Below are 17096 nucleotides of genomic sequence, written 5' to 3'. Positions count from 1 at the left end.
CGTGTCATCACGCACTACCCCTGCGCGCCACCGCGCTGAATCGGTTCGTACGAACCCCTTGAACACTCTGTCCAAGGCTGTTTCATCAAACGCCGGTACCGTTGGCCGTCAGGCCGTCGTTCTGGCAGCAGCCTCAGGCCTCGTCCTCAGCGTTGGTTTGCCCGCACAGGCAGCCGACACCGACGTCTCCAAGTCGGAAGCCTCCAGCACCCAGCAGATGGTCACCACCGCCGTCGTCACCGCGGAGCCCACAGCCACCGTTTCCTTTGAGAGCCCCGTCGTGGCTACCAAGGAAGCCCCCAAGGTTGTCCAGCGTGCATCGCAGACCACCCAGCGGTCCACGGCTAACGGCACGCAGGAAACCGCAGGCGCTGTTACAGCGAAGTCCTCCGAAGCCAAGGATTCTGCAGCAAGCGCCGCAGCTTCCGGCCTCGCTGCCATCGCTTACACCGGCATCGGCCACCCGTACGTTTGGGGCGGCACCACACCCAACGGCTGGGATTGCTCCGGCTTCACGCAGTGGGTCTACGCCCAGGCCGGCATCAGCATCCCCCGCGTCAACGCCTGGACGGCGATGAAGCCCACCAGCACGCCTGCCCCCGGTGACCTGGTCATGCAGAACGGCGGAGCCCACGTGGGAATCTACGTCGGCAACGGCATGATGATCAGCGCTTTGAACCCCAGCCAGGGCACGCTCCTGCACTCGGCGGCCTCCACGGGCACGTCCTCCTTCTTCACCCTCCGCTAGAAACTATCCGGTTCGAGGTTCGCCAGCATGCCCCCCAAGTGCTGGCGCACCGATCAGCCGCGTGTACCCCAACTGCACGCGGATACGAAAAGAGAAAATCATGACCAGTGCACACAAGGTTGCACGGCATCGCGCTGAGGCTCCCAAGACCAGCTCGCTTGCCGTCATTGCCAAGGCCGTCAGCGACAACGCCGGTGGCGTTGGCCGCCAGGCTGCAGTTATTGCCGCAGCTTCGGGCCTGGTTCTGACCGGTTCCGTAGCCGCCAACGCTGCGGACACCAACGTGGACCGCGAATCCACGTCCACCACAGCGCTGGACGTTCAGTCGGTAGTCCAGTCCACCATCGCCGCGGATTCCACGGTTGCCATTTCTTACGAGCGCCCCGTGGTTACCACGGTGGAAGCCCCGGCTCCCGTGGTGAAGAAGGCAGCTGCCAAGGTTGAAACCACTAAGGCAGCGGAGAGCACGGCGACCGCCGGCAACGCGACTCTTGCCGTCAACACCGCAGCCCCGGCAGCCAAAGCCCCCGCAGCCTCCAGCGGCCTCGGCGCAGCAATTGCCGCCGCCGCCTACGCCCAGCTCGGCGTAACCCAGGACTGCACCATGCTGGTGACCAACTCCCTGGCCGCCGTCGGCATCAACTTCCACGACTGGCCGGCCGGCTACCTCTCCCTCGGCCGTACGGTCAGTGCAGCAGAAGCGCAGCCCGGTGACCTCGCCTACTACGCCAATGGTGGTTTGGCCGGACAGGCTCACATCGCTGTTTACGTCGGCAACGGCATGGCAGTCCACGGTGGATGGAACGGATCCACCACGGCACTGTTCAGCGTAAACGTCGGCTCCGGCCCGGTTTTCATTCGAGTCAACGGCTGATTCAACACTTTCAGAAACACCCCGCAGGCTGATGCCGGCGGGGTGTTCTGCTTTAACCACGCATGAACACTTGCCGACACTGTGAGCGAAACGACAGAAAAATTCGTTGATACGGCATACAAGTGCTTACCCTTATGGTGTCGATCCACAGCCCGTACAAGCAGAGGGCAGCCGGCCCTCGTGCCCCTGACGGGTGCGGCCGTGAAGAGGTACGTGCATGCGCACACTCGTTCTGAATGCTGGATATGAACCGCTAGCGGTAATAACATTCCGCCGGGCGCTGGTCCTTGTGCTGACTGGGAAAGCAAGCGTAGTGGCCGAAGGCGACGAGCCTGTCGTCGGGCCACAGGAGATTCTCGGACGACCATCCGTGATCCTCCTTAACCGCTACATCCGCCCCAGGTACAACAGGATTACAGCCGTGAGTCGCCGCGGAGTGCTTCGCCGCGACGGTCACCGCTGCGCCTACTGCGGGAAAACAGCCCACACCATAGACCACGTCCACCCCAAATCCAGGGGCGGCGCGGATTCCTGGGAAAACCTGGTTGCGGCGTGCTTGAAATGCAACAACGCCAAGAGCGACCATACGTTGGCTGAAATGGGTTGGAAACTCCGTTTCAAGCCAGGCGTGCCCCAGGGAACCATGTGGCAGATCAAAGAACTCGAGAAACCTGCGCCGGACTGGGACCCGTTCCTTTTGCCGGAATCCGCCGCCTGATCGATTTCTGCTGAGCCCCGGATGCCCGGGTAATCTGGGCGGATGGAGTTCAACGCCGTCATTCTGGCGGGTGGCCGGGCCACCCGCCTCGGTGGCGTGCCCAAGCCATCGCTGATGTACGACGGCGCCACGCTCCTTTCGCATGCCCTTCAGGCAGTCCGGGGTGCCTCAGCGGTAGTCGTTGTGGGGCCAAGGTCACTGGACGAGCCGTTGCCGCAAGGCGTTCTGCAGGCGCGGGAGGACCCGCCCTTCGCGGGGCCGGCCGCTGCGATTGCGGCGGGAATGGCTGCGCTGAAGGCCGGCGGTCCGGGCGCTCCATGGACGCTGGTCCTGGCCTGCGACATGCCTCATGCCTCCCGGGGAGTGGCGCTTCTGAGGGACGCACTTGCAGTACACCCTGGCAGCGAGGGGGCCATGGCGGTTTCCGTGGATGGGCGCAAGCAGCCGCTCCTGGGGGCCTACAGTACGGCTGCCCTGGAACGGGAAGTGGCCGTAGCTTCAGAAGGTTCCGGGTTAACGAACTCTTCAGTGTTCCGGCTGCTTGCTAGGCTGAACGTGCTGGACGTAGCTGTCCCCGCAGGCTCCACGGATGATGTGGATACGTGGGAAGACGCTGCGGCCCTGGGCATTGACTACGAGTTGGAGGCGGACGTGAAGAGCCAGGAAGAGACACTCGAGGAATGGTGCCGCACACTGCTGCAGGCCTTCGAGCTTGAGGGCGTTGGCGTGGACGTCAACCAGGTCCTGGCCGTGGCGGGAGTCGCTGCGCATTCGGTAGTGCGGCCCGCGGCGCCGCTGACCACGTTCATCGCCGGATATGCCGCCGGCATGGCGCGCGGCATCGGCCAGGCAAGCGATGATGCGTCCATGAATGCTGCCTTGGAACTGGCCCGCAAAGTTGCCAAGGACTACGCGGAGAATGGGACTGACGCCGAATGACGGAGGCCCCCGGCAAGGGCGGCCACCACGCGGCACACACGTGGCATGAGGCCCGGGAGCGTGCGTTTGAGGTTGCCACACCCATTCCGCCGGGCCCGGTGCAGCTCAGCGCAGCGGTGGGCCGCACCTTGGCGTCGGACGCAGTGGCGGCGCAGGACATGCCCCACTATGCCTCCTCTGCCATGGACGGCTGGGCCGTCAACGGCAGCGGTCCGTGGATTCTCAGTGAGCCCGGGCAGCGCCTCGCACCGCACCAAGCCAGTCCCATTGTTACCGGCGGGCTGATACCTCCCGGAGCCAAGGCCGTTCTGCGCAGTGAAAGCGGCACTATCACTACGGACGACGACGGCCTGCCGGTCCTTGCGCTGGGTGGCGCCGCCAAGCCAGGGGAGCCCCGCAACGGACAACACATCCGCAGGGCTGCCGAAGAGGCCGCTGAAGGGGAGGTGCTGCTCAAAGCCGGCACAGTGTTGAACCCGGCGCACATTGCGTTGGCAGCGCTTGCCGGCCTGGATCATCTGGATGTTCTGGGCAAGCCATTGGTCAGGTTCCTGCTGACGGGTGCCGAGGTAGTGGCCCAGGGCGTTCCCCTGCCGGGGCAGGTCCGGGATACCTTCGGACCGCAACTGGGTGCGGTGGTGGAACTCCTGGGAGGAATCGCAGGAGAGCAGCTCCGGGTGGGGGACAGCTACGGGGAATGGATTACCGCGCTCCAGGACACTGAGCCCACCGGGGACGAGCCAAACGTGGAGATGGAGCCGCCGGCCGACGTCGTTATTACTACCGGTGGTACTGGTCGCTCAGGTACTGACCACTTCCGGAAGTCGGTGGCAGAGCTGGGTGGCCGTCTACTGATTGACGGCATCGCCATGCGTCCGGGGCATCCCGCCGTGCTCGCAGAACTGCCGGATGGCCGGTTTGTGCTGGGGCTGCCGGGGAATCCGTTGGCCGCGATGATGGCACTGTTCACCGTGGGCGCTCCGTTGCTTGCTGCCCTGGGCCACGCAAGCCTGGAGGACGTGCGTGAAGTTCCCTGCGGCGCAATGATCGATGCCGATCCAGGGCGGACCCGCCTCATGCCGTTCAAGCTGGTGTACGGCCTGGCTTCACCCACGCAGCATGCAGGCCCTGGAATGATGCGCGGCCTGGCCCATGCGGATGGTGTCATGGTGGTGCCGCCCCACGGAGCCCAGATGGGGGAGCTGGTTCCGGCTTTCGCGCTGCCGTGGGGCAAGCCGCTGCCGGTGCCCAAGTCCGCGGAGGATAAGCCTCGAAAGACGCCGGCAAGGCAAACGAAGAAGGCCCCGGCAGGCCCGGTGGACTGGAGCGCACTGGACGCCTGAGGGCCGGGCAGGCCGCCGTGGCCGGTGCGGACAAAGTGCAATGATGGACTCATGAACAGGCATGCTCCCGAACAGGACATCAACGAAGATGACCTGCAAGTCCACCCGCCAAAACGAGCCGCGGCAGGCGTTAAAGCCGTCACCGTTGCCCTTGAACGCGGCTATGCCCAGGCAGGCGTGGCCCGGACGGTCCGTTCCATGCTCCGGGTCAACCAGCACGACGGCTTCGACTGCCCGGGGTGTGCGTGGCCTGAATCCATCACCGGCAGGCGCAGTCCCGCCGAGTTCTGCGAGAACGGTGCCAAGGCAATCGCTGAGGAAAGCACCACACGGACCGTGGGGGCCGCTTTTTGGGCGGAGCACTCACTGGCTGACCTTGACAACAAAACGGAGTACTGGCTGGGAAACCAGGGCAGGATCTCGGAGCCGGTGGTCATCAAACCAGGCGACACCCACTACTCGCCGATCAGCTGGACTGAGGCTTTCGCCCTGATTGGTGAACACATCAACGCCACCACGCCTGACAAGTGCGTGTTCTACACTTCCGGGCGGACGGCCAACGAGACCGCCTTCATGTACCAATTGTTTGCGCGCAGCCTGGGCACCAACAACCTCCCCGATTGCTCCAACATGTGCCACGAATCCTCCGGCAGTGCACTCAACCCCACCATCGGGATCGGCAAGGGAACTGTCTCCCTGGAGGACATTCACCACGCGCAGTTGGTCCTGGTGGTGGGCCAGAACCCCGGAACCAATCACCCACGCATGCTGTCCGCCCTCCGTGACTGCAAGAACAACGGCGGCAAAATCATCGCCGTCAACCCACTTCCAGAGGCAGGCCTGCTGAACTTCAAGGATCCGCAGTCCCTCAACGGGGTGATCGGCGGCGGCACCACCATCGCGGATGAATTCCTGCAGATCAAAGTGGGCGGCGACCTCGCGCTGTTCCAGGCGCTGGGCCACCTGCTCCTGGAGGAAGAGAAGCGCAACCCGGGCACCGTCGTCGACCATTCCTTCATTGAGCAACAGACCGAAGGGTTTGCAGCGTATAAAGAAGCCCGTTCGGTGCTGGACTGGGACCAAACCGAGCGGGCCACGGGCCTCACCCGGGAAGAAATCACCAACGCCGCCGGGATGATGGCGGCGTCCAAGGCGACCATCATCTGCTGGGCGCTGGGACTGACACAGCAACCACACTCGGTGGATACCTTGCGGGAAATCATCAACCTGCTGTTGCTCCAAGGCAACTTCGGCAAACGTGGAGCAGGGGCCTGCCCGGTCCGTGGCCATTCGAATGTGCAGGGTGACCGCACCATGGGTATCTGGGAGAAGCCCAAGGAATCGTTCCTCGCCGCGTTGGATCACGAATTTGGCTTCCGGATGCCGCGGGACCACGGCTTCGACTCTGTGGAAACCCAGCACGCTTTGGAAAAGGGAGAAGTGGATGTCTTCGTGTCCATGGGCGGCAACTTTGCAGCCGCCGGATCTGACACAGCAGCGCTGGAAGAGGGCCTCAGGAAGGCGGGGCTGACCGTCCACATTTCCACCAAGCCCAACCGCGCCCACATTGTCCATGGCAAGACGTCGCTGATCCTGCCCACGCTGGGCCGCACGGACACTGACGACAAACATCCCAAGGGAAAACAGTTCCTGTCCGTGGAGGACTCCATGTCCGTCATCCACAAGACGCAAGGAAGGCTGGAACCGGTCTCGGAGCACTTGCTCAGTGAACCGGTGATCGTGGCCCGCATGGCGCAAGCCACCCTGGGTGATGACCACGGCGTGGATTGGCGGGCCATGGCCGAGGACTACGACGTGATCCGCGACCATATTTCCCGCGTTATTCCCGGCTTTGAGGATTTCAACGCCAGAGTCCGCACCAAAAATGGTTTCGTGCTGCCCAACCCGCCCCGGGACACCCGCACCTTCGCCACGGACATCGGCAAGGGACGGTTCTCTGTGCGCCCCCTGGAATACCTTGAAGCGCCCAAGGGCCACCTGATCCTGCAAACGGTCCGCAGCCACGACCAATACAACACCACTTTCTACGGCCTGGACGATCGCTACCGCGGTGTCTCCGACGGCCGCCGGGTCATCCTGGTGCACCCCGGAGACCTGGAGGAACTTGGCTTCCAGGACCGCGAACTGGTAGATGTGATCTCCACGTTCGCGGGAACCGAACGGCGGGCCAACAGATTCCGCCTCATTGGCTACCCCACGGCAAAGGGGTGCGCCGCAGCCTATTTCCCGGAAGCCAACGCCTTGGTGCACCGCGAACTGGTGGCCAGGGAATCCAATACTCCCGGCTACAAGGCCATGACCGTGCGCTTCGAGAAGCATGCCAACCTGGAAGGCGGATCCTGATATGGGACGCGTGACGCAGCGCCGCAAGGTGCACAAATTTGTCCTGGACGGCTCGCCCCAAGCCGTGGAACACCCCGTCCGGTTCAAGGAGGACGTGCTGGCGGTGGAAGAGCCGTTGGAGATACGTCTGGGCGAGCTGTCCTTCTCCGTGACCATGCGGACCCCCGGGGACGACTTCGACCTTGTTGCGGGATTCCTCGTTTCGGAGGGAATCATCTGGGAACCGTCGCAGCTGATCTCCGAGCGTTTCTGCTCAGGGGAGGACCAGGACGGCGTGCAGACGTTCAACGTGGTGGATGCGCAACTGCGTCCGGATGTGGAAAGGCCGGATACCGGCCGCAACGTCTACACTTCCAGTTCCTGCGGAATTTGTGGAACGGACTCCATTGAGGCCGTCCGTAAGTCCTCCCGGCACAGCCCCAGGGAGGACGACGTCACCCTTCCGGTCAGGGCGCTCGCAGCCCTCCCGGACCGCCTCCGCGAGGCGCAGGCGGTGTTCGACAAGACTGGCGGCGTTCATGCTGCCGGTCTCTTCCGGATTCACGACGACGGCTCTACAGAGCTGCTCTGTTTGCGCGAAGACGTGGGGAGGCACAACGCGGTGGACAAGGTGGTGGGCTGGGCGTTGCGGTCCGGCCTGCTGCCGTTGAAAGGCACGGTGCTGCAGGTTTCAGGCAGGGCATCTTTTGAACTTGTGCAAAAGGCAGCCATGGCTGGAATCCCGGTTCTGGCTGCGGTCAGCGCGCCGTCCAGCCTTGCCGTGGAACTCGCCGAGGAAGCCGGTATTACCCTGGCCGGGTTTAGCCGGGGCCAGAGCCTCAACGTGTATGCGGGGCGGGACAGGATTGTTGGTGACCAGCCCGGACTGGCTCCGCAAACGGCCGGGGAGAGCAGTCAATCACTTGGCTATTGAGCTGGAACAACGTAGATTTTATCCATCGATTGGAAACACGGCGAACCCAGAACCGCCGTCCTAAACCCAGAACGCTGGGGCCTGGATACTGAGCCATGCCAACCAGCCGACTCCTAAGGGGAACTCATTGCACGACGACCGCCGGATCACTGAACAGCGCCTCGATCGATTTGTTCGGGAACGTATTCTTCCGGCCATTTACGGCAGGGCCATACCCCTGGAGCTCAGCAGCTGGGACGCTCCCGGTGAGCCTGTGCCTGCCGCCGAAGCCATGCGCCAGCTCTTCACCCCGCAAGAGCACGGCGCGCCGTGGGGCAAGGCCTGGAGCACCAAATGGCTGCGGCTGCAGGGCGAAGTGCCGCAGGACTGGGGCATGGCGGACTCCACCGCCGTGGAAATCATCGTGGACCTGGGTTTCAACAGCGATGCCCCGGGATTCCAATGCGAGGGAACGGCCTGGCGTGCCGATGGCAGCATCATCAAAGCAATCTCACCCCGCAACTATCACGTCCCCCTTAAGCTTCTTGGCGGGGGGCAGTCCGTAGATTTCTACGTCGAGGCCGCGGCCAACCCGGATGTTGCCCAAGGCTGGTCCTTCGCGCCAACTCCGCTGGGGGACAAGGCAACGTCCGGCGATGAACCCCGGTACCGCTTGGGCCGGATTGCCATAGCAGAGCTGAACGAAACAGTCTGGGAGCTCAATCAGGACATCTGGACCCTGAGCGGCCTGATGCACGAACTTCCCACGGAACTGCCCCGGCGCCACGAGATCCTGCGCGCGCTGGAACGGATGCTGGACATCATGGACCCGGACGACGTAGCTGGAACCGCTGCGGCTGGCCGGGAGGCCCTCAGAACGGTCCTTGGCCGTCCCGCGTATGCGTCCGCCCACGAACTCCTGGCCACCGGTCACGCACACATCGATTCCGCGTGGCTGTGGCCCGTCCGGGAAACGATGCGCAAGTGCGCCCGGACGTTCTCCAACGTGGTGGCCCTTATGGATGAGGACCCGGACTTCGTCTTCTCCTGCTCCTCAGCCCAACAGCTGGCATGGATGAAGGAATTCTTCCCCGAGCTCTTTGTCCGGATCAGGGAAAAGGTCAAGGCCGGTCAGTTCGTTCCTGTGGGCGGCATGTGGGTGGAATCGGACACCAACATGCCCGGCGGTGAAGCCATGGCCCGCCAGTTCGTGGAAGGCAAGAGCTTCTTCCTGAATGAGTTCGACGTCGAGTGCCAGGAAGCCTGGCTGCCCGACTCCTTCGGCTACTCCGGGGCCATCCCGCAAATCGTCAAGGAAGCCGGTTCGCGCTGGTTCCTGACACAGAAGATTTCGTGGAACAAAGTCAACCGGATGCCGCACCACACCTTCAACTGGGAGGGCATCGACGGCACCCGGCTGTTTACGCACTTCCCGCCCGTGGACACCTACAACTCGGAGCTGCACGGCCGCGAGCTTGCCCACGCGGAGCGCAACTTCCGCGATCACGGCCGCGGCACCATGTCCCTGGTGCCGTTCGGATATGGCGACGGCGGCGGCGGACCTACGCGCGAAATGGTGGCTGCCGCGCACCGCACGGCAGACCTGGAAGGATCACCGAAGGTCCGTATGGGAACCGCCAAGGACTTCTTCACCAAGGCCGAGGCCGAGTACACCAACCTCCCGGTCTGGGTGGGGGAGATGTACCTGGAGATGCACAGGGGAACCTACACCAGCCAGGCCAAGACCAAGCGCGGCAACCGGCGCAGTGAACACCTTCTGCGGGAAGCAGAGCTGTGGTGCTCCACCGCTGCTGTCCGTCTGGGCAAGGATTACGCGTATCCCCAGGACGAGCTGAAGCGCCTCTGGCGGCTGGTCCTCCTGCAGCAGTTCCACGACATCCTGCCGGGCAGCTCCATCGCCTGGGTACACCAGGACGCCGAGCGGAACTACCAGGCCATTGCCCGCGACCTCGAGGCGATCATCAACCACGCGGCCCAAGGCTTGGTGGGGGCCGGGGACAAGCAGTTCATGCTGAACGCAGCTCCGCACCAGCGCAACGGTGTACCTGCCCTGGGCGCCGCTGAGGCCAGCGGACCGGATGCAGCTGTCCGCGTGGAAGAAACCAGCACCGGAATGGTGCTGGACAACGGCATCATCCGTGCCGGCCTGGACACCGACGGATTGCTTACCTCATTGGTGGATCACGCCAGTGGCCGCGACGCCATCGCCCCGGGAGAAGCCGGCAACTTGCTGGAGTTGTTCCGGGACACCCCCAATGAATGGGATGCCTGGGACATCGAGGAGTTCTACCGCCGCAACGTCACTCCGTTGACCCGGGCGGACGCCGTCGATCTTGAGCGAACCCCGGCGGGCGTCGTCGTGGTGGTCAAACGCAAGATAGGCGCCTCGACCATCACGCAGCGCATCACGCTCGACGCCGGCGCCAAGTCGCTGGGCATCTCCACCACGGTGGACTGGCAGGAGCGCGAAAAGATGCTGAAGATCGCCTTCCCGCTGGATGTGAGGGCGGATCGTTCGGCGTCTGAGACGCAGTTTGGACACGTCTTCCGGCCCACCCACACCAACACGTCCTGGGAGGCGGCCAAGTTCGAGATTTGCGCGCATCGCTGGATCCACGTCGCCGAACCCGGTTATGGCGTGGCCGTCAGCAACTCGTCCAGCTACGGACACGACGTCACCAGGGCTGTTCGCAGCGACGGCGGAACCACGACGACGGTGCGCACCTCGTTGCTGCGTTCGGCCCGGTTCCCGGACCCGGAAGCAGACCGCGGGGAGCACACGCTGGAGCTGTCCATCAGGCCGGGCGCCGGAATTGCCGACGCCGTGGAGGAGGGCTACCGCACCAACCTGAAACCCAGGTACGTCACGGGCGGCCATGCCGTGGCTCCGTTGCTTTCGGTGTCCAACCCCGCCGTTGTGGTGGAAGCTGTGAAGCTGGCCGAAGATGGTTCGGGCGACGTGATCGTCAGGTTGTACGAATCCCTGGGAGAGCGCTCAGCGGCCACTGTAACGGTTGATTTCGAGGCTGGTGGCGTGGTGGCCACGGACCTGCTGGAACGAACCGTAGAGGCCAATGGCGTGGCTGTGGAAGGCCCGGTGGCGAAACTGACGCTCCGCCCGTTCCAGTTGGTGACGCTACGCTTCGCGCGCTGAGATATTAACCCAGAGCAAACGCCAACGGCACTGCGCGAAACCGCGCAGTGCCGTTGGCGTTTGGGGAGTGGGGGCGGCCTATTCGACCAATTCGACGTCCACTGCGTCCTTGAGTATCTGTACCCGCAGAGGAATCACCGAGTCATAACCCTTGATTTCCGCGGGGATCTTCTTGGAGAAGACTTCCTCCACCAGGACAGGCATATCCTTCACGCCAGACAGGTAGCGTTTGGCAGCGAAATCAAACTCTGACCTGTTGTTCCTGATGCGGGTGTTGAGGGCCTTGGCTTCGTCGGCAATCGCCAACAATTCCTCATCAGAGGCGTTGCGTGCGGTTGCTTCATCCGTCTTCCGGACCAACTGGTCCTTGAGCTGGACGAACTCGTTGTACTTCTCTTCGGATTCTGCCGTGATCCCGGCGTTTGATTCGAGCTGTGCCACCCGGTTATCAAAGGTGCGGGCAAATTCCACATACGCAATGTTCCTGGATTGCTTGAGTTGCTCCGCGGCTTCCCGGCAGGGCTTTGCAGCCTGCGTCAGCAACGTTTGGCGCTCCCGCAGGTTGGCCGCCTTGGAACCGACGAACAAGCCGTTGCAGCCTGCGCCATCTTCCCGGAAGAGGCCTTCGAATTCCGGGTAGGAGTCCACCAGGCCCTCCATGTGGTCAATGAAGCCCTGATACGACTCTGCGAGTTGCCCGGCGGCAACTCCAATTCCGTCCTCGCCCGAATCATGGGCAAGCTGCACGCTCTTGAGCGCGGTACGGGCCGCCTCTGCCGCTCGCTGGAACTCTTCCCGCTCCTTTGCGGAGTTCTTCTCGGCTTCCTCTTGCGAGGCGGGGGCGTTGCGTGCCTTCTTGTAGGCGGCAAGGTACGCATTGGCAGCAGGTTGGAGCTTGCCCCTGGCGTCGACCAGCGCGTTGACCTGGTCCCCCTTGAGGAGCTCGAGGCTTTCCTTGCGCTGCTGGGCGGCGGATTGGGTCACAGCCACCACAGCGGCTGCGGCGATCAGCAACAGGACAACAGCACTGGAGACCAGGATCAACGCCAACCGCTTTGTGGAACGGGGCTGTTGTGTTTCAACAGGCTGTTGCGCTGGATCGGGTTGGTGCCTTGGCTCAGGTTGTTGCGCCGGGTTGGTTTCGAAAGTCATGGCCTACTCCCCGCCCTTGGCCGCAGCATCAAACTGGTCCGTGCGTTTCTTGAGGGCACTTTCGAACGTTTTGTTGGAGTCATTCGCCTTGGTGACCAGCTGGTTGTACTTGTCCTTCGCGGCGCTCTCATACTTCTCTTCGGCGGCCGACAAGGCCTGGTTGATATCCAACATTGCCAGACCTGCGAGTGTACGTTTGGTCAGCCGCTCAAATTCGTCTTTGCCGTCCAGGACTTCTTGTTGCTTATCCCGCTGCCCGCGAATAATGCCTTCCACGGAGGTCAGCAGCTCGGTTGTTTCAGCATCTGTAGTGGCTTTCGCCGTGCCAATTGAGGCGAGGCAAGCATCGGCAGCCTTAACGTAGTCTTCGGAATACGATTCAGCTCCTACGTTCAGGGTTGAATGCAACGGCGCACAGGGACCGCCAATGGATTGGGTGATGTTTGCGGTGTTGACCACCAGCTGATCGTTATAGGAAATCACGGCACCGTAATTTTCCTTGAAGCGGTTGAAAGCGTCGCTGATCTCTTTTTCCTGCATCGCCGGCGAGGACCCCATCCGCTCCAGTCGGTCCAGATTTGTCCGTGACTCGCGTTTCAGGCGGTCACCATCCTGGTTGAGGACCGCGTCCTTCTCCTGCTTCTCCGCGTCCTCTGACATCACGCTTGAGTAGCGGGCAGAAAACTGGTTGTACAGGGGATCGTAGAGGTTCATCGAGTTGTCCAGTATCACGCGTTCCTTGTCCAAACGGACAACATCTGCCCGCTGGATCCCGGCAGGGCGGGACAGGGCAAACCATGTGCCGATTCCTCCGGCCACGATGGCGATGACCACCGCAGAGACAATGATGATGGTGCGCCTGGATCTTTTGCGGTCTGGACCGGCCGGTGCGTCCAAAGTCTCTTCCCCCATGTAGCTGTACTCCTCTTGAGCTGTGCTGTTAGACGTCGTGCTGAAGGCGTTTTACGAAAAGTTTGGTCCGTTCCTGCCGGGGTGCCCGCAACACCTCGGCCGCGGGACCACGCTCCACCACTACGCCGCCGTCCATGAAGATGACTTCATCTGCCACATGCTGGGCGAAGGCGAGTTCGTGGGTCACGATCACCATGGTCCAGCCCTCTTCGGCGAGTTCCTTGATAACGCCCAGGACGTCGCCCACCAGTTCGGGGTCCAACGCTGACGTGGGCTCGTCGAACAGGAGCAGCTGTGGCTTGAGCGCCAGAGCCCGCACGATTCCCACGCGCTGCTGCTGGCCACCTGAGAGCTCGAACGGGTAGGCATCGCGCTTGTCGGACAGGCCAACGCGTTCCAGCAACCGTTCGGCCTCGGCGACGGCCTCGGCTTTGGGACGTTTCTGGACCTGGACCGGACCCTCGATGATGTTCTTCAAAACGGTCATATGCGGGAAGAGGTTGTAGTGCTGGAAAACCATCGCGCTGCGGTCACGCAGGGCCGCGATGTCCTTCTTGCCAACCTTGGCGCCGAAATCGATGGCGAGGCCGACCGAATCGCCGCCGTTGTCCCCAAAGGTGACGGTGCCGCCGTCGGGAACTTCCAAGCCGTTGAGCGATCGCAGGACGGTGGTCTTGCCTGAACCTGACGGTCCGATCAAAGCAACTACCTGTCCGCGGTGGATATCGATGTCGATGTCCCGCAGCACCTTGTTGTTGCCGAAGGCCTTGGCGAGGTTCCTGGCTTTGAGAACCGACGTGACACGTGGCTCCGGGCTGTTAGTGGGCGACATAGCGGTCCAATCTCCTTTCCACGGCGGACTGCGCAGTGGAAAGGACCAGGCAGATGACCCAGTAGACCAAGGCCGCCTGCAGGTACAGGGCCATGAACTCCTGGCTGAAAGCGGCGATCTGCTGGGCATTGCGGAACAGTTCGGTGACCAGGATCAGGGAAGCGAGGGACGTGTCCTTCACCAGCGAGATGAAGGTGTTGGACAACGGTGGAACGGACACGCGTGCCGCTTGGGGGAGGATGATGCGCACCAGGGTCTGGGGACGGGACATGCCGATGGTGTGGCCGGCCTCCCACTGGCCCTTGGGAACAGACAGAATGGCTGCCCGAATGATCTCCGCCGCGTACCCGCCAACATTCAGTGAGAACGCGATGATGGCGCTGGGCCACGGATCAAGCCGGATACCAATGCTGGGCAGGCCAAAGAAGATCACAAACAGCTGCACCAACAGGGGGGTGCCGCGGATCACCGAGACGTAGAACCGGCCGATTCCGGAGAGCAGCCAGTTGGAACTGAGCCTCATCAGGGCTACTACCAACGCCAGGATCAAGCCGAAGGCAAAGGAAGCCAGCGTAAGGGGGATGGTCCCCGTGACGGCACCGGTGATGAGCGGACCGAAGGAACTCCAGATGAGGTCCCAGTTCATCTACTTGGTGACGTCCGCGCCGAAGTACTTATCGGAGATCTTTGCCAGGGTGCCGTCCGCCGTGAGGTCGGCAAGGGCTTTGTCCACTGCCGCGGTGAGCTCGGTGGAACCCTTGCGGAACACCAGGGCGCTCTCCGTCTTGTCAGGTGCCTCGGCAGCGACCTTCAGTCCGGAATCCGGAGTGGTCTTTGCATAGTCGAGGTAGGTGAGTTTGTCGTTCACCGTGGCATCCACGCGTCCCTGCTGCACCAAGGTGGCGGACTGGGCCCAGCCTTCCACCGATTGGACGTTGGCACCGGCCTCAACGGCCATTTTGTAGAAGTTGCTGGTCAAAGACTGGGCGGTGGTCTTGCCCTTGAGATCGGCGAAGCTGTTGATGCTGGTGTTGTCCGACTTTGTCACAACAACGCCCGTGGAAATGGTGTACGGAGTGGAGAAGTTGTACTTGGCCTTCCGCTCGTCATTGATGGAGATCTGGTTGGCGATGGTATCGAACCGCTTGGCATCAAGGCCGGCGAAGATGCCATCGAACTGGGTCTCCTGGAAGGTGGCCTTCACACCGAGTTTCCCGGCTACGGCCTGCGCAATCTCGACGTCGAATCCCGTGAGTTCGCCCGCACCTTCAGCGTGGAAGCTGAAAGGCCGGTAAGTGCCTTCGGTGGCGATGACGAGTTCGCCCTTGGACTTCACATCGGACAGGGAGGTGTCGCCGCCGGACTGGGCGGGCGCCGATCCGCCGCCGCACGCAGAAAGTGCAAGGGCGGCTGATGCCAGGGTGGCGGCGAGGACAGAGCGACGGGTGCGAAGGCTGGTCATGGAGCCATCTTAGTCACGGCAAGGAACCCAGCCTTCTGAGCGGCTTGCGGTAGGCAACAAAAGTGCCGTTAAAAAGGCTGAGTGGGGGCGGTCCCCAACAGCCCGCCACCACTCATCCCCCCAATTGTGATCACGTGGGCGCCACATCCACCGGAAACCCGTTCTCTGATTCCGGTGTCAGGCTGCAGCCGCGTTCACACATTCATGATTGTGCCACGATCTAATGGTTTTGTGAAAGTCTTACGCTGAGAGACGTCGTTTTCGCCGCGAATAGGCCTTGGAGAACCAAATTCCGGCCAGTCCAATGGCTGTGGCCAGCACTGCGGAGTAGTTGATCAGCGAACGCAACCACAGGTGGACCAGCGGGATCAGGGGGAAGAACTGGGAGATCAACAGCAAGGCCAGGCCGAGGAAGAGCAGGGCCGAGGCGCCCCTCAGCAAGGCAGGGTAGCGCCCCACGATGGTCCGCCAGATCGCAGGCAACAAGCACGCTGACACATAGCCGGGATAAAAGCGGCCCAAGGCCGCGTAGGCCTCCATTGAAGGTCCCCACGTCAGCCCCGTCATGCCCACGGTGGAACCGCGCGTGTCCGTGATGACGAAGAAGAAGATGGTCAGCGCCACGGTAAAACCCAGGACGGTCAGCCCCCAGGGGCCGCGTATGGCGCGGACGGCGGACTGCGAGCCGAAGCCCATGGCGATCTTGATACCCATGAGCAGAAACGTTCCGTAGAGCAGGAACCGCAGGATCAGGTTTGTGACGTTGATTCCGCCCAAGAGTGCGTCGATGGCAAGGTAGGGCCCCTCAATGCTGAGGAGGATGTCCAAGGTGATCAACGCGAAGATGTAGAAAACCACCCGGTTCTCACCCCGGATGAGACTCGGGACCCTGGCAATCGTAATTGCCAGGCAAACAGCCAGCGTTACCCAGGGCAGGACAGCTGTCATCCGAGGTTCTCCCAAATTCGTTCAGTTCGTTCGTGGTCTTGTTCTTGCCGGCGGAGGGTCTTGCCCAGTGCCAGGAGCCGTTCTCCGGCCAGGGTTACCAGTTCGCTCTGGGACATCCGGTCCAAGGCTTCCCGGCGGGCATTCGGCGGCCACCCGGCCTCAGCCTCTGTAATGAGGCCTCCCGCCACGAGCCCTCCGGCCGGCCCCACTCCGGCAGCGCGCGACGTGGCGATGGCCAGCTCTGGCGGGAGCCTGTTGGCGGTCAGATGCGCAGAGAAATTCTGTGGGGCGATCCCGGTGGCGTCACTGACCCGGTGACGCAACTCGCCGTCGTCGATCGCGTCCACCCAGTTCCGCACCGACGTAGGGTGCGGCGGTTCGGAAAGGGAAGCGGCGGGGGCAGAACCGGGTTCACTACGCTCCACCACTGACCGGAGCAAATCGATGGTGGCGATCTGGCTGACGAGTTCGCAACCCGTGGGCGGCACGGCGGCGCCACGAAGATCCGAGTAAAGGTCAAAGGTGGACAGGGCTTCCACCGGGTTCAGGTGGAAGCCCCGGCTGATGCTTACCAGGGTGGACTCGGCCACCTTGCCGCGGACCAACTGCTGGGCCAGGGTTGTCCGTTTGATGCCGGCGATCCTGCAGACGTCAGCCGTGCTGGCATCGGGCGCAACGCCATGAAGCCAGCGCTGGAACGCCTTGGATTGTAAGGGCATGTGGAGCTTTCCGGGAAG

General features: G+C 62.7%; 15 protein-coding genes. 8 read left to right on the top strand and 7 right to left on the bottom strand.

Annotation, left to right across the window (positions count from 1 at the left end; all coding sequences use genetic code 11):
- Position 1: 1 nt before the first annotated feature.
- The 8 genes from BMY91_RS07425 to BMY91_RS07390 all read left to right on the top strand — a co-directional run bounded on the left by BMY91_RS07425 (position 2) and on the right by BMY91_RS07390 (position 11053).
- Positions 2 to 748: a C40 family peptidase gene (locus BMY91_RS07425; protein ID WP_371261024.1), complete on the top strand. Its 747-nt coding sequence runs from the start codon at positions 2 to 4 to the stop codon at positions 746 to 748.
- A gap of 100 nt (positions 749 to 848) precedes the next feature.
- Positions 849 to 1622 carry an NlpC/P60 family protein gene (locus tag BMY91_RS07420; protein ID WP_090820422.1) on the top strand — a complete coding sequence of 258 codons (774 nt, stop codon included), beginning with the start codon at positions 849 to 851 and terminating at the stop codon, positions 1620 to 1622.
- Positions 1623 to 1839: 217 nt separating this feature from the next.
- On the top strand, positions 1840 to 2340 hold the full coding sequence (locus tag BMY91_RS07415) for an HNH endonuclease (RefSeq protein ID WP_014920921.1): 501 nt from the start codon (positions 1840 to 1842) through the stop codon (positions 2338 to 2340).
- A 42-nt stretch (positions 2341 to 2382) separates the two neighbouring features.
- Positions 2383 to 3279 carry an NTP transferase domain-containing protein gene (locus BMY91_RS07410; RefSeq protein ID WP_090820420.1) on the top strand — a complete coding sequence of 299 codons (897 nt, stop codon included), beginning with the start codon at positions 2383 to 2385 and terminating at the stop codon, positions 3277 to 3279.
- Complete coding sequence (locus BMY91_RS07405; RefSeq protein WP_090820418.1) at positions 3276 to 4622, top strand: molybdopterin molybdotransferase MoeA; 1347 nt, start codon at positions 3276 to 3278, stop codon at positions 4620 to 4622. Before BMY91_RS07410 ends, BMY91_RS07405 begins: the two co-directional genes overlap by 4 nt.
- 51 nt (positions 4623 to 4673) lie before the next feature.
- Positions 4674 to 6986 carry an FdhF/YdeP family oxidoreductase gene (locus tag BMY91_RS07400; RefSeq protein ID WP_090820417.1) on the top strand — a complete coding sequence of 771 codons (2313 nt, stop codon included), beginning with the start codon at positions 4674 to 4676 and terminating at the stop codon, positions 6984 to 6986.
- A 1-nt stretch (position 6987) separates the two neighbouring features.
- A complete protein-coding gene (fdhD, locus tag BMY91_RS07395; RefSeq protein ID WP_090820415.1) occupies positions 6988 to 7899 on the top strand; it encodes a formate dehydrogenase accessory sulfurtransferase FdhD in 912 nt (303 codons plus the stop codon).
- A gap of 127 nt (positions 7900 to 8026) precedes the next feature.
- Positions 8027 to 11053 (top strand): alpha-mannosidase, encoded by a 3027-nt coding sequence (locus BMY91_RS07390; protein WP_090820413.1) that lies wholly within the window; start codon positions 8027 to 8029, stop codon positions 11051 to 11053.
- Positions 11054 to 11131: 78 nt separating this feature from the next.
- Here the strand turns inward: BMY91_RS07390 and BMY91_RS07385 are convergent, their stop codons facing one another.
- The 7 genes from BMY91_RS07385 to BMY91_RS07355 form a co-directional block, all read right to left on the bottom strand.
- Positions 11132 to 12205 (bottom strand): hypothetical protein, encoded by a 1074-nt coding sequence (locus BMY91_RS07385; RefSeq protein WP_256212628.1) that lies wholly within the window; start codon positions 12203 to 12205, stop codon positions 11132 to 11134.
- Positions 12206 to 12208: 3 nt separating this feature from the next.
- Positions 12209 to 13117, bottom strand: coding sequence for a hypothetical protein (locus BMY91_RS07380; protein WP_090820411.1), 909 nt, complete (start codon positions 13115 to 13117; stop codon positions 12209 to 12211).
- 28 nt (positions 13118 to 13145) lie between these two features.
- Positions 13146 to 13949: an amino acid ABC transporter ATP-binding protein gene (locus tag BMY91_RS07375; RefSeq protein WP_090820409.1), complete on the bottom strand. Its 804-nt coding sequence runs from the start codon at positions 13947 to 13949 to the stop codon at positions 13146 to 13148.
- Positions 13936 to 14595, bottom strand: a complete 660-nt coding sequence (locus tag BMY91_RS07370) for an amino acid ABC transporter permease (protein ID WP_090820407.1) — start codon at positions 14593 to 14595, stop codon at positions 13936 to 13938. The genes BMY91_RS07375 and BMY91_RS07370 overlap by 14 nt, the downstream gene beginning before the upstream one ends.
- Positions 14596 to 15411, bottom strand: coding sequence for an amino acid ABC transporter substrate-binding protein (locus BMY91_RS07365; RefSeq protein ID WP_090820405.1), 816 nt, complete (start codon positions 15409 to 15411; stop codon positions 14596 to 14598).
- Between the two features lie 240 nt (positions 15412 to 15651).
- Complete coding sequence (locus tag BMY91_RS07360) at positions 15652 to 16359, bottom strand: hypothetical protein (protein ID WP_090820403.1); 708 nt, start codon at positions 16357 to 16359, stop codon at positions 15652 to 15654.
- Entirely contained in the window at positions 16356 to 17078 is a 723-nt protein-coding gene (locus BMY91_RS07355) for a hypothetical protein (protein ID WP_090820402.1), read from the bottom strand. Before BMY91_RS07355 ends, BMY91_RS07360 begins: the two co-directional genes overlap by 4 nt.
- Positions 17079 to 17096: the final 18 nt, after the last annotated feature.

It is taken from the genome of Arthrobacter sp. yr096 (assembly GCF_900108925.1).
In the GTDB taxonomy this organism is placed as follows: domain Bacteria; phylum Actinomycetota; class Actinomycetes; order Actinomycetales; family Micrococcaceae; genus Arthrobacter.
This window is presented reverse-complemented; position numbering and strand designations above follow the sequence as displayed.

Coding starts and splice junctions, on each gene's coding strand:
- BMY91_RS07420 (WP_090820422.1), top strand. CDS start 849: ATGACCAGTGCACACAAGGTTGCACGGCATCGCGCTGAGGCTCCCAAG.
- BMY91_RS07415 (WP_014920921.1), top strand. CDS start 1,840: ATGCGCACACTCGTTCTGAATGCTGGATATGAACCGCTAGCGGTAATA.
- BMY91_RS07410 (WP_090820420.1), top strand. CDS start 2,383: ATGGAGTTCAACGCCGTCATTCTGGCGGGTGGCCGGGCCACCCGCCTC.
- BMY91_RS07405 (WP_090820418.1), top strand. CDS start 3,276: ATGACGGAGGCCCCCGGCAAGGGCGGCCACCACGCGGCACACACGTGG.
- BMY91_RS07400 (WP_090820417.1), top strand. CDS start 4,674: ATGAACAGGCATGCTCCCGAACAGGACATCAACGAAGATGACCTGCAA.
- fdhD (WP_090820415.1), top strand. CDS start 6,988: ATGGGACGCGTGACGCAGCGCCGCAAGGTGCACAAATTTGTCCTGGAC.
- BMY91_RS07385 (WP_256212628.1), bottom strand. CDS start 12,205: ATGACTTTCGAAACCAACCCGGCGCAACAACCTGAGCCAAGGCACCAA.
- BMY91_RS07380 (WP_090820411.1), bottom strand. CDS start 13,117: ATGGGGGAAGAGACTTTGGACGCACCGGCCGGTCCAGACCGCAAAAGA.
- BMY91_RS07375 (WP_090820409.1), bottom strand. CDS start 13,949: ATGTCGCCCACTAACAGCCCGGAGCCACGTGTCACGTCGGTTCTCAAA.
- BMY91_RS07370 (WP_090820407.1), bottom strand. CDS start 14,595: ATGAACTGGGACCTCATCTGGAGTTCCTTCGGTCCGCTCATCACCGGT.
- BMY91_RS07365 (WP_090820405.1), bottom strand. CDS start 15,411: ATGACCAGCCTTCGCACCCGTCGCTCTGTCCTCGCCGCCACCCTGGCA.
- BMY91_RS07360 (WP_090820403.1), bottom strand. CDS start 16,359: ATGACAGCTGTCCTGCCCTGGGTAACGCTGGCTGTTTGCCTGGCAATT.
- BMY91_RS07355 (WP_090820402.1), bottom strand. CDS start 17,078: ATGCCCTTACAATCCAAGGCGTTCCAGCGCTGGCTTCATGGCGTTGCG.